At 61.6% G+C, this 12,080-nt stretch carries 10 protein-coding genes; 5 read left to right on the top strand and 5 right to left on the bottom strand.

Features of this window, described 5'->3' with window-relative positions; all coding sequences use genetic code 11:
* Positions 1-7: 7 nt before the first annotated feature.
* Positions 8-1,447 (top strand): polysaccharide biosynthesis C-terminal domain-containing protein, encoded by a 1,440-nt coding sequence (locus tag EOC94_RS16685; RefSeq protein WP_095489079.1) that lies wholly within the window; start codon positions 8-10, stop codon positions 1,445-1,447.
* Between the two features lie 105 nt (positions 1,448-1,552).
* Here EOC94_RS16685 and EOC94_RS16690 read toward each other — a convergent pair whose 3' ends face one another.
* Genes EOC94_RS16690 through wecB form a run of 3 tightly spaced genes read right to left on the bottom strand, consistent with a single transcriptional unit; the run spans position 1,553 to position 4,837 of the window.
* Positions 1,553-2,356 carry a WecB/TagA/CpsF family glycosyltransferase gene (locus tag EOC94_RS16690; RefSeq protein WP_127291853.1) on the bottom strand — a complete coding sequence of 268 codons (804 nt, stop codon included), beginning with the start codon at positions 2,354-2,356 and terminating at the stop codon, positions 1,553-1,555.
* Positions 2,353-3,690 carry a UDP-N-acetyl-D-mannosamine dehydrogenase gene (gene wecC / locus EOC94_RS16695; protein WP_127291855.1) on the bottom strand — a complete coding sequence of 446 codons (1,338 nt, stop codon included), beginning with the start codon at positions 3,688-3,690 and terminating at the stop codon, positions 2,353-2,355. The genes EOC94_RS16690 and wecC overlap by 4 nt, the downstream gene beginning before the upstream one ends.
* Complete coding sequence (gene wecB, locus EOC94_RS16700) at positions 3,683-4,837, bottom strand: UDP-N-acetylglucosamine 2-epimerase (non-hydrolyzing) (RefSeq protein ID WP_127291858.1); 1,155 nt, start codon at positions 4,835-4,837, stop codon at positions 3,683-3,685. Before wecB ends, wecC begins: the two co-directional genes overlap by 8 nt.
* A 263-nt stretch (positions 4,838-5,100) precedes the next feature.
* Between wecB and EOC94_RS16705 the strand changes: the two genes are divergently transcribed.
* Complete coding sequence (locus tag EOC94_RS16705; protein ID WP_127291861.1) at positions 5,101-6,480, top strand: hypothetical protein; 1,380 nt, start codon at positions 5,101-5,103, stop codon at positions 6,478-6,480.
* Positions 6,481-6,498: 18 nt separating this feature from the next.
* Here the strand turns inward: EOC94_RS16705 and EOC94_RS16710 are convergent, their stop codons facing one another.
* Both EOC94_RS16710 and EOC94_RS34580 read right to left on the bottom strand, forming a co-directional pair.
* Complete coding sequence (locus tag EOC94_RS16710) at positions 6,499-7,812, bottom strand: VpsF family polysaccharide biosynthesis protein (RefSeq protein WP_210212082.1); 1,314 nt, start codon at positions 7,810-7,812, stop codon at positions 6,499-6,501.
* Positions 7,813-7,833: 21 nt separating this feature from the next.
* Positions 7,834-8,106, bottom strand: coding sequence for a hypothetical protein (locus EOC94_RS34580; RefSeq protein ID WP_245465584.1), 273 nt, complete (start codon positions 8,104-8,106; stop codon positions 7,834-7,836).
* Between EOC94_RS34580 and EOC94_RS16715 the strand changes: the two genes are divergently transcribed.
* The 3 genes from EOC94_RS16715 (at position 8,105) to uxuA (ending at position 12,066) form a co-directional block, all read left to right on the top strand.
* Complete coding sequence (locus EOC94_RS16715; protein ID WP_245465585.1) at positions 8,105-9,550, top strand: GumC family protein; 1,446 nt, start codon at positions 8,105-8,107, stop codon at positions 9,548-9,550. The two genes, EOC94_RS34580 and EOC94_RS16715, sit on opposite strands and share 2 nt — an antisense overlap.
* An 8-nt stretch (positions 9,551-9,558) precedes the next feature.
* A complete protein-coding gene (locus EOC94_RS16720; RefSeq protein ID WP_127291866.1) occupies positions 9,559-10,665 on the top strand; it encodes a glycosyltransferase in 1,107 nt (368 codons plus the stop codon).
* Positions 10,666-10,821: 156 nt separating this feature from the next.
* Positions 10,822-12,066: a mannonate dehydratase gene (gene uxuA / locus EOC94_RS16730; RefSeq protein WP_127291872.1), complete on the top strand. Its 1,245-nt coding sequence runs from the start codon at positions 10,822-10,824 to the stop codon at positions 12,064-12,066.
* The last annotated feature ends 14 nt before the right edge of the window (positions 12,067-12,080 follow it).

Here is a 12,080-nt window from a genome sequence, read left to right on the forward strand (position 1 = left end):
AAACCCTTTGCTGCTCCGCTCAACGCTCATCTATGCCCCGGCGATCCTGCTGACGCGGATCTCCGCGCTGCTCCTGCTGGTCATCGTGACGCGGTTGATCGACCAGACCGAGTATGGCCTGCTGACCCTGGTGGTGACCGTCGGCGAAATGACCGACGTTGCCGTTACCAACTGGCTGCGTATCGCGTTACTCAGGCTTGGCGGCAAAGGCGACATCAGCCGCGGCAGCCTGATGCTGGCCGGGCGGGTGTTGCTTGCCAGCACGGCGCTGGCGCTGATTATATCCGTGGTCGCCTCGGCAGTGGTCGTGCCGGAGCGCTGGGTCGAGTTCGCGATCGCCGTCTGCAGCTACCTGATCGCCGGTTCCATCGGCCGCTTCGCGTTGACGGTGCTGCAGATGCAGCAGCGTCATTCGGTCTATTCGATGCTCGAGTTCCTGCGCGCCGTGCTGCAACTCGCGCTGCCGATAGGCGCCGTCGTCCTGTTTCAGGATTCCTTTCTGACGGTATCGCTCGGCTCGAGCCTCGGCGTTTTAATCGCCGGCATCGTGGCGGGCATAATGGCATCGCGACGTGTCGTTGCCGGTCCGCCACGCTTCACCCAAAAGGAGTTCTTCGTCCTCGGTGTGCCCCTGGTCATCATGGCGCTGGTTGGCTTCGGCCTGCACAGCGCAGAGCGCGTATTCCTCAAGATCTATTACGATGCCGGCGCCGTGGCGATCTTCGCCGCGGCCTATGCACTGGCCCGTCAGCCGATCGACATGGTCGCCAACTCGATCAACATGGGCGCCTTTCCCGAGGTGGTCAGCCGGTTCGACGACGACGGGCCTGCGGCATCGGGCCGGCTGCTGTCGCAATTGATGGCCTTGATGATCCGCCTTTGCCTGCCGGTCGCAGCGATGCTGGTCGCACTCAGCAGCGACATCACGCAGCTCCTGCTGCCCCCGCAATATCACGGCCGTTTCGGCCTGCTCTTTCCGATCATCGCCTTCAGCGTGCTGTGTGCCAACCTCGCGAGCTTCGTCTATGGCACAGTGGTGCACGCGCACAAGCGGCCGTGGCTGCTGATCATCGCCAATTCCTTCGGCTCGGTGGCGACAATCGCACTGTCTGTGCTGTTGATCCCGCCGATGGCGGAGGTCGGTGCTGCTTTGGCGCTGGCGGGCGGATCGCTGGTCGGCCTTGTTGCCTGCATCATCATCAGCGAACGGCTGACGCCGGTGCCGGTGCCATGGCGCGACATCGGCATTTCGATCGTCATCTCGCTCTGCACGGGGCTGGCCGCCAGCCTTGCCAGCGCTGTACTCGGCGATGCGCCGGCCATCTTCTCGCTCGCCGCGGGCGGCACCGCTGGCGCAGTGGTTTTCTTCGGGCTGACGTGGCTGTTTTATCCCGCCGCCGCAATGCTATTCGCAGCTAAGTTGCGGGCGCGGCTACGACTCGCATAAACCTGCGACGGCGCGCGTCGTATCGTAGTCCTGGAAAAGTGGTTCCGATTTCGGACCGGTGCTGTAGCCCAGGGCCGGTGCCCTATTTTTTGGGGTAACCGGTGCTTACAGATCGACCTTTCGGCGCCCCCGACGGTCCCAGAACTCCCGGCATAGCAGCCCCACGTAGGCAGTGTTGGTATCATAATAGCGGCGCCACAAGCGTCGCGGCTCCTGTGCCACGCGAAACAACCACTCGAGACCGGCCGCTTGAATCAGTTTTGGCGCCCGGGCGACCTTGCCGCCATAGACGTCGAAACTGCCGCCCACGCCCATGACGAAACTCGGAGTGAGTTCGTCTCGATGGCGTTTGAGAAAGCGCTCCTTGCGCGGCGTCGGCATGGCCACCAACAGGCAGTCGGCACCCGAGGCGTTGATCGCCTCGACGATGCCGGCCTCGTCTTCCGGTTTGAAGTAGCCATTGCGAATACCGGCGACGACGAGGCTCGGATGATCCTTGGCAAGCCGCCTTCCAACCGCATCGAGAACGGATTGCTCGGCACCCAGGAGGAAGGGCCTGAAGCCGCGCTTCGCGCAGAGGCTCAACAGATTGGTCATGATGTCGACGCCGGCTACCCGCTCCGGCAGCGCGACGCCGCAAAGACGCGCGCCCCAAAGCACGCCGATGCCGTCGACATTAATCACATCCGCCGTCGCAACATCCTCCCGCAGCTCGGTATTGTTGCGCATGTTCACGAGCTTGGCGACATTCACGACCACATGATGCAGCGGCCGCCGCAGGGTCATCGCCTCATCGGCGATGGCCAGCGTCTCGGCCATGGTCAGCGCATGGATCGGCGCGCCGAGGAACTCCCGGCGCCGTGATGCCAATAGGCGATGCTGCGCCCATACTGGATCGTGCGCGTTCATGCGGCCTCCTCTGCACCTGCAGGAAGTGCCAGGTGCTCGGTCGCAGATTTCTTGCCTTCGATGCGGGCGTCAGGCTTGCGTGCCTTGCGCCAGGTCCACAGACCCCGCGTGTCGATGAGCTTCTTGTCCTTGAGCGCTTCGGGATCAACCAGATTGAACTGCCGATGGTCGACCAGCAGGACGACGATATCGCACTGGTCGATGGCGGAAAGCGCATCGGTGAAGATGATGCCCTTGCCCTCGAGCTCATGCGGCAGCCTATGTGTGTTGGGCTCAGCCGCGATGATCTTCAGGTTGGGAATATCTGACAAAAGCTTCACCACCTCGACAGCCGGGCTCTCGCGCATGTCGTCGATATTGGCTTTGAAGCTGAGGCCAAGACAGGCGATCGTCTGCTTGCGGGACGGGTCGAGCAGGGCTTCTATATCCCTGACCACCGACAAAGGACGCTCGGAATTGATCCGGCGTGCCGAGGCCATCAGCCGCGTGCTGTTGGGCGCGGCATCGATGATGAAATACGGATCGACCGCAATGCAGTGGCCGCCAACGCCCGGGCTCGGCTGGAGGATGTTGACGCGGGGGTGCCGGTTAGCGAGATCGATCACCTCCCAGACGTTGAGCGACAGATCCTGGCACACCGCCGCAAGCTCGTTGGCAAAGGCGATATTGACGTCGCGGAACGCGTTCTCGGTCAGCTTCACCAGTTCCGCGCTTTCGGCCTTGGTCGTGAACAGGTCGCCGGCAACAAAGGTTGAATAGAGTGCCGCAGTCCGTTCCGACGACTTGCGCGACAGTCCTCCGATCGAGCGATCGTTGTTGATCAGCTCGGTAAGGACCTTTCCCGGCAACACGCGCTCGGGCGAATAGGCGACCAGGACATCGGCCTCTTCGCCATGCACGAGAGGAAATTTGAGATCGGGCCGCAGCTCGGAAAGCAGTGCCGTCATGATGCGCGTCGTGCCGACCGGCGATGTCGATTCCAGCACCACAAGGTCTCCCCGCTTCAGCACGGAGGCGATGCTTCGTGCTGCCGCGAGCACATAGCTCACATCCGGCTTGTGGTCCTCGGTCATCGGGGTCGGCACGGCGATGATAAAGGCGTCCGCCGGCTGCGGCGTGCTAAAAGCCCTGAGCTTGCCGTTGGCCACAACCTTCTGGATCAAACCATCAAGGTCCGGCTCAACGATGTGGATTTCGCCGCGATTGACCTTCTCGACCACGGCCTCGTTGACGTCGACGCCAATGACGTCGAGCCCACGACTGGCGAAGATGGCACAGGTCGGCAGGCCGATATAGCCCATGCCGATAACGGAAACGGTCTTGATCTCAGCCATGATGCAGCAGTTCCTCAACGATCCGGTTACTGGCCCGGCCATCGCCATATGGGTTGTGTCGTTCCGCCATGCCGCGATAGGCGGCCTGATCGTCGAGCAGGCTGTTAGCATTGGACAGGATTTTTTCGATATCGGTGCCGACGAGACGGGCGGTACCTGCCGCGATCCCCTCAGGTCGCTCGGTATTCTCACGCATCACCAGCACCGGCTTGCCGAGCGAAGGCGCTTCTTCCTGCACGCCGCCGCTGTCGGTCAGCACCAGATAGCTCTGCTTCTGCAGGAACAGGAATGGCAGATAATCCTGCGGGTCGACCAGATGGATGTTCGGCACATCCCCTAGCTCTGTGTTGACCACCGAGCGCACATTGGGATTGGGATGGACAGGATAGACGATCTGCACGTCCTCGCGCACCGCCAATCGCTTCAGCGCCGCACAGATACGGTGGATGCCGCCGTCGAAATTCTCACGGCGATGACCGGTGACGAGGATCATTTTCTTGGTGGGATCGAGGAAAGGGAAACGAGTGGCGAGCTTCGCGCTCATCAACTTGTCGCCATCGATCGCGCCGGAAAAATGCAACAGCGTGTCGATCACCGTATTACCGGTCACGAAGATGGTGTTCGCAGCCTTTCCTTCGGCGATGAGATTGTCGCGCGCCTGGATGGTCGGCGCGAAATGCCACGTCGCGATATCGCCGGCAATCTTGCGGTTCAGCTCCTCCGGAAAGGGAGAGTTGATATCGTGGCTGCGCAATCCTGCCTCGATATGGGCGACCGGGATGCGCTTGTAGAAGGCAGCCAGAGCCGCAGTCATCGCCGTGGTCGTGTCGCCTTGCACCAGGACGATATCGGGCTTCGCCTTCTCCAGCACTTCGGCCATGCCCAGCAGCACGCGCGAGGTCACGTCGAACAATGTCTGGCCGGGCTGCATGATGTTGAGATCGTGATGCACCGGCAGGCCAGTCAGTTCGATGACCTGGTCGACCATCTCGCGATGCTGGCCGGTGATGCATGTCTCGGTAATAAAACCTGGATGGGCAAGCGCGGCACGCACCACCGGAAAGCATTTGAGCGCCTCCGGCCTCGTGCCGAACACGATCAGCAGTTTTTGCCTGGACGGCAGTTTTGGATGTGAAAGGACGTTCATTGCTGATCCTGGTCGCCAGAAGGCGTCGCGACCTGCTGATTATTCGCCACAAGAGCTATAATAGCGGCAGAAGCCGCCTTCGTGACCTTAAATCTTAATATATGATTAACAGCCAAGCCTGCGTTCTCCCCGGTAACTCTTATGAAAGCCTGACCCGATAGGTATCCTGGCAGAGTAGTCTTGAAAAAGAACATATTCGATTGACTAATATTTTAATTATCGACCACATCGTTGGATCTCGGCGCTGGGAAAATGAGCTTCTGGTGCGGTTGAACGCAGCTGGCCACGTGGTTTCGAGCTGCCGCGCGCCGACGCCTGCGCCGATCGCTCGCGGACTGGACATTGTGCTGGCGGTCGAGAGCCGGCGCTTCGGACCCTCGTTGGCAAGCCCCTCCGACCCGTTGCCGTCTGGCGGTTCCGGTCCAGCCAACCTCGTGATCGATCTCACCGGCACTTTCGCACGACTCGGCACACCGGTTCTGACGCTCGAGTTTTGCGGCCGCAGCACCTTTCCCGCCGGGGTGGCCGAGATGCTCGCGAGCGGGCGATTGCCCGAGCTTGCCGTTCGCCTCGATGGCGTCACGGTCGCCCGCGGGCGACCGATGCTCGGCGACCGTCTCTGGCTGTCTCGCAGCTGCAACGACCTGCTGGCTGGGGCGATCTCGTTGGTTGCGCAAAGCGTCGCCCGTTTTTCCGCGGGCGAACTTGTGCCAATCGCCGATAGCCCGGCGCCGATCCTGAGGAGCGGCGGTTTTGTCCGGCATTACCTGCCCTTTTTCTGCAGGGGATTGATCGATCGCGCCGTGCAAAAACTTAGACTTGGGCGGCGCCCCTTCTATTGGCAGGTTGCCTATCGGCTGATCGACGGGCCAGGTGTCGCCGAAACCGGGCAACTCGATGGTACGCCGTTCACCGTCCTCCCGGACGATGGCCAGCGATTCTACGCCGATCCATTCGTCATCGAGCGGGATGGCCGCCACTATCTGTTTGTCGAGGAATTTCCCTATGCCACCGGTCGCGGCGTGATTTCTGTCGCCGAGCTGGGTGACGACGGCACCTTCGGTGTGCCGAGGGTTGTGCTGGAGGAAGCGCACCATCTGTCGTATCCGCAGGTGGTCGCTCACGCCGGCGAGATTTTCATGATCCCCGAAAGTGGAGCAGCGCGCGAGCTTGTGCTCTACCGTGCCGCGCAGTTTCCAGATCGCTGGGTACGCGACACCGTGCTGATGACGGACAAGGATTTCAATGACGCCACGCTGCTCGAATCGGACGGGCGCTTCTGGCTGTTCGGGACGGAGCGGTTCGGTTATGGCAGCGCGTCGGATACGATGACGGTCTATTCCGCGCCCTCGCTGCGCGGGCCATGGGTTGCACATGCGCTCAACCCTATCGCCGTCGATCACTCGGCCGCTCGACCCGGTGGCGCCTTTATCCGCCACGATGACGCCCCGGTGCTGCCGGTCCAAAACGGGTCGAGAGCCTATGGCGGCGGCCTGGGGTTGATGCGGCTGGATCGGCTTGACGATTGCGATGTCCGTTTTGCGCCGCCCCACCCGATCGGCCCGGGGCCGGCATGGGCCCGCGGCGGCATTCACACGCTTAACCGCGCCGGCAATGTCGAAGTTGTGGATAGCGCTGGCTGAGGCGTCTGGAGTCTGCGCTTATCCAAGCCGATCCAGTTTCGGCTCGGATGCAACAGCGGTCGAAGATGTGCTCTTCGGCTGGTTTCTATACGGCACGTTTCTATAGGCAAGCAGCAAGACCACGATGGTCGTGATATCCGGCGCCTTTGACGAAAGCGCATTGTTCGACAGCGCAGCAAGCAGAAACGTCATGGTGCCGATCCATGCCGGCAGCGGCGCCGCGCGCAGCAGCCGAAAAATGAACCAGAATACCAGCACGATAAAGAGCACAGCTATGGGCAAGCCGAAGAGCATGATGATGACCACCGGCGCGCTCTCGATATAAGGCAGATGCAGCTTCTCGTTGACGATCGCCAGGAGGTCGTCGACGTTCATGCCAAACAGGATGTCTTTCCAGCTAACAAGTCCGAATATCTGGTAGATCGTCACCCGCGCCATGAAATTCTCGTCAAAGATCGTGTTGCCGAATCGATTCAGCAGCCCGCCCGAAAACAGTATAGCCACCAGCGCTGCGCCGCCCGCCAGTGCGAACAGCAGCACGACGGACTTGGCCTGCCGCTGGTGCTTGAGAGTCAGGCGCGGCCAAGGCACGAACATCAGCAGAATGAGGGTTTCTCCGGCAGCGAGCATCAGGGCGGCGCGGGCGCCTGACGCAGCACAACCGACGAGCAACACGAGAATCGATGCCACCCGCACCCATATGCGCCAGCGCGTCAGCGGTACGAATCCGATGGCTGTGGCGCAGAGCGCGCCTAGTGCCAGCGGATGCGCCGATAGGCCGATTGGCCTGAACTGCAGTTCGTTGAGACCGTAAGGCATAAACCGATGTTGAGTCACCGCTTCGATCGTGCCGAGCACAGCGCTGAGGATCACCATTCCAAGCACGACGTCGCCCAACGCCCGCCGCACTTCCGCGTTCAAGGCCAGCATCAAAAGGCCTGCGGCGCCCGCCACCAGATAAGTATCGATGATGAACCCCGAGGAGCCCGCACGGCCGGTGATGAACAGATACGGCACCAGCGCGAACATCAGCGCAGAATAGAGCATTAAAGCCTTGAATATTCCAATTTCGTCGCCCTGCAGCAGGAACGGTCGGCTGAAAAGAACGATAGGAAGCAGCAGAAAGATAGCATAGGTGCCGAAATGCAGTTTCTCGTAGAATGAGCCACCGTCGGCCGTATAGTCGACGACCATGTTCATAATCTGCGGTGACACCGTGAGGCGGAGCAGGAACGCAAACGCCGCGCACAGGAAAAACAGAACCGACAGCGCGTTCTGACGGCGCGCCTGGCTGGACATCAATCGTTCCGAAGCGGCAGCGGGATAGCTCATGGCCCATCCAAGTGGCGGTATTCAAACGGCATTCTGGCCAAACGAGATCCATTCAAGGGACCGCCGAACGGCCGCGGCGCGTGAATCGGCAAAATATGCCAACTTGGAAAATGAGATGTTAACGATCTTTCTGTAGTGCTGGCCCGCATAGCGAATAACCAGAGTTAGCACCATGTCCGCCGCTTCCGACACACCCCTTCCCTCTGTGGCGGATTCCGACATCAGTGCACTCGAGCGGATCGCCAATGCGCGGCGCGCCAGCAGGGCAAGGCTGCAACAGGATCCCCTAGCCATGGCGCGCACCTCCGCCCCTGTCACGCAGCACACACCCGAGCCTGTCCCGACGGTGACGCTTGATAAGATCGGCGATTTCCTTGAGCTCGATTTTCGACGCCTGTTTGTCTGGCTGCGTGCCGGGCTCGCCGTGGCCTGCATGCTGGCCGTGGCCGGCGGCGTCATCGGCGCCGCCTATGGGCTGCTGAGCAAACAGCGTTATACCGTTACAACGGAAATCCTCATCAATCCTGCCAATTTGCAGGTTGTGGAAAACGACCTCTACTCGCAACCGGGCCAGGTCGACAGCCAAATTCTCAACGCGCGCAGCAAGCAGCGCATCTTGACCTCGGGCAACGTGCTTGCACGTGTGGTGGACGAACTCGGTCTAGCCAACGATCCGGAGTTTTTCGACCCGGACCAGAGTGCCTCCACGTCTGGTGTTGGAGCGAGTGGCGGCAAGTCCGATCCGAAGCTTGTCGCCCAGAAGAGCCTGGCGGAGCGGGTCGATGTCACTGCAGATGAAACGTCGTTCGTCACGACCCTCTCGGTGTCGGCGGAAACCACCAGCAAGGCGATCCTGATCTCGCAAGCCATAGTGAAAGCTTTCCAGGAAGAACTGGCCAAGGCCGAAGCTGCTGGTGCCAGCCGTGCAGCAGCTGCTCTTGACGGCCGGCTCGGCCAACTCAAGCGCGACGTGCAAGCGGCCGAAGAGAAGGTCGAGAGCTACAGGCGCAGCCACAACCTGTCCTCCAGCAATGGCCAGCTCGTCAGTTCGCAGACGATGACGCAGCTCAATAGCGAAATTGGGGAGGCGCAATCGCGCGTGATCGCTGCGCAGGCAAGTTACGACGCCTTGGTTGCGTCCGGTGTCAATGGAGCCAACCCTGACCCGGCGGATTCGGCAGCACTCGCAGCACTGCGCGACAAGGCAAACGGCCTGCGGCAGCAAATCGATTCACAGTCCATGACCTTTGGTCCGCGCCACCCGACGATTGTCAGGCTCAGGACAGAATTCGAAACCGTCAGTTCTCAACTCAGGGCGGAGTTCTCCCGCACGGTCGGCACGGCAAAAGCCAACCTGGATAAGGCCAACGCCTCATTGGCTTCCCTCAGCGCCAAGATGAACGATCTGAAGAGCAATGTTTTCACCGACAGCGAGTCCCAGGTCGCCCTACGTGAGCTTGAACGGGACGCCGCCTCAAGGAGGACGATCTATGAAAGCTTCCTGTCTCGCGCCCGCCAAATCACCGAGCGCGAGCAGATCGACACCACGAACGTGCAGGTGATTTCCACCGCAGTACCGCCAAACGGGCGCTCGTGGCCGCCCCGCACCCCCCTCATGGCAGGCCTGGGAGCTTTCGCTGGCTTTGCTCTAGGCATGCTGCTCGCCTTAGCCATGGGCATCGTGCGCGACATGCGCCAGCCGCCGAACCGACCAGGCATTGGCGTCAGCCAAGCCTGAATCCAGGCATGGCGAAGCGCATTGTTTTTCACATTGCCAGCCTCAGGGGCGGCGGCGCCGAGCGTGTCTTCGTCCTCATGGCAAACGAATTGGCGTCGCGTGGGCACGATGTCACACTTTTTACCTGGAACGCGGAAGGACCTAACGCCGCGCTGCGCTCCCCTGCTGTGCATCTGATCGATTTCGACCTTCCTATCCGGGGCGAGGGCTACGGCAAGTGGGAGACGCTGAAAGGCATCGTGCGAAGCGCACGTTTATTCGACCGCCTTGGTCCCCATGCGGTCTATAGCGCCCCGGAATTTGCCAATCTGGTCGTGACGCTGGCGCTTCTCCTGGCGCGAAGCCGAGCTAGATTCTTTCCGAGCTTCCACGCGGCGGCCTCACTGCCTTCCGGCAGCCTCGGCGCGAGAATAGCGGTCTGGCTTTCCGCGCTGGTTGCAGCGCGCGCAACCAAAGCCATCGCCGTCTCAGTGGGTGTCGGCCGCGATATTGCGGCCCGCGGCTTCCCCAAATCCAAGGTTGTCGTCATCAACAACCCGCTGCCGCCGGCTGCGGCGCCCCAGGGACATTCCTATGCCTGGCAGGCAAAGCTGGCGGCGATGGGCGATGGCCCGGTCATTGCCACCGCCGGGCGCCTGGTGCCGGTCAAGGATCATCGGACTTTGCTGCGGGCCTTCGCTATCCTGCGCGCCGGCCGCCGCGTTCGACTTGCCATCTTCGGTGAAGGTCCACTGGCCGACGAGTTGCGCGCTTATGCCCAAGAACTCGGCATAGGCGCGGATGTGCTCTTTGCTGGCTACGTCAACGATCCCGCGGCCTGTTACACCGCAGCCGATCTGTTCGTGCTTTCCTCGACGAGCGAGGGCTTTGGCAATGTGTTGGTCGAGGCCATGGCTGCCGGTGTTCCCGTAGTCTCCACAGATGCACCACATGGCCCGCGCGAGATTCTGGGTGACGGTCGTTTTGGCGCCTTGGTGCCGGTCGGCGATGCCGCGGCCCTGGCAGCAGCGATGGCTACGATGCTGGACCACCCCACTTCCCCTGCCCTCCTGGAGAGCAGGGCAGCGGATTTCGAAGTTGAAAAGATCGGCGATCTATACGAAGCGCTGCTCTAGCCAGGAACTTCGCTTGGCGGTACAGGCGCCAGAGCAGGATCGTCACATACATCGGAATCTGATAGCAACCGATGAAGAGGAGCAGCGGGTCGGTCACCCCTGCGGGAAACGCGAGCGCGCAGCCGCAGGGCGTTTCTTTTCTAACGGAGTGTTCGAATGAGACATGTGTGGCGTTGGTTCGGCCCAGTCGACAAGGTGACGATCGCGGACGCGCGTCAAGCCGGTGCACAAGGCATCGTCTCAGCCCTTCACCACGTTCCTTACGGCGCCGTCTGGCTGCCCGCCGAAATCCAAAACCGTCAGCGCGAAGTCGCATCTTTGCCGGATGGAAGCGCAAGCGATCTGAACTGGGAGATCGTCGAGAGCCTGCCGGTTTCCGAAGCGATCAAGACGCAGGTCGGCGAATGGCGCAGCCATATTGCCAACTACAGGACATCGTTGGAAAACCTGGCGCGGGCCGGCATTTCGGTCATCTGCTACAATTTCATGCCCGTGCTCGACTGGACCCGCACCGACCTCGCCTGGCGCCTGCCGCATGGCGGCACCACCATGCGCTTCGATCTGGTCGACTTCGCCGCATTCGACATCCATATCCTGAAGCGCCAAGGGGCGCTCGGCGATTACACACCGGAGATCGCCTCCGAGGCGGAGCGGCGACACGCGCAGATGGATGATTTTGCACGCAAGGTTCTGGCAAGAAGCGTCAATTCCGGTCTGCCCGGCTCGACCGAAGACACGTCTCTCGACGGTCTCGCGGCGCAACTGTCAAATTATGACCGCATCGACGCAACAACGCTGCGCCGGCATTTCGTCGATTTCCTGGCGGAGGTCGTGCCTACGGCCGAAAGCCTTGGCCTGCGTCTCTGCTGCCACCCTGACGATCCGCCGTTTCCGCTGCTGGGCCTGCCGCGCGTCATGTCGACCGAGGCCGACTATCGGTACATTCTGGACGCGGTCGACAGCCCGGCCAACGGGGCGACACTGTGCACGGGATCACTCGGTGCGAGACCGGATAATGATCTGCCGGGCATGATCGAGCGGATGGGGCCAAAAATCCACTTCGCGCATTTGCGCAATGTGCGCAAGGAAGCGGCCGGCATCCCCTGCTCGTTCCACGAGGATGAGCATCTTGCCGGCGACACCGACATGGTGGCAGTGGTGGCGGCGCTACTCCACGAGGAAGCGCGGCGCAAGAAGGAAGGGCGCCCGGACGCTCTCATCCCGATGCGCCCCGACCATGGCCAGGACATCCTCGACGACCTGACGCGTGGGGCCCAGCCCGGCTATCCGGCCATCGGTCGGCTCAAAGGATTGGCCGAACTCCGCGGCGTCGAACATGCCATTCGCAAGTCGGCTTCATTCGCCGCGGGCCGGCCTCGCCTCCCCGGCCCCGTTCAATAAACGGCAATATCCAG

This window comes from Mesorhizobium sp. M6A.T.Ce.TU.016.01.1.1, assembly GCF_003997065.1.
In the GTDB taxonomy this organism is placed as follows: domain Bacteria; phylum Pseudomonadota; class Alphaproteobacteria; order Rhizobiales; family Rhizobiaceae; genus Mesorhizobium; species Mesorhizobium mediterraneum.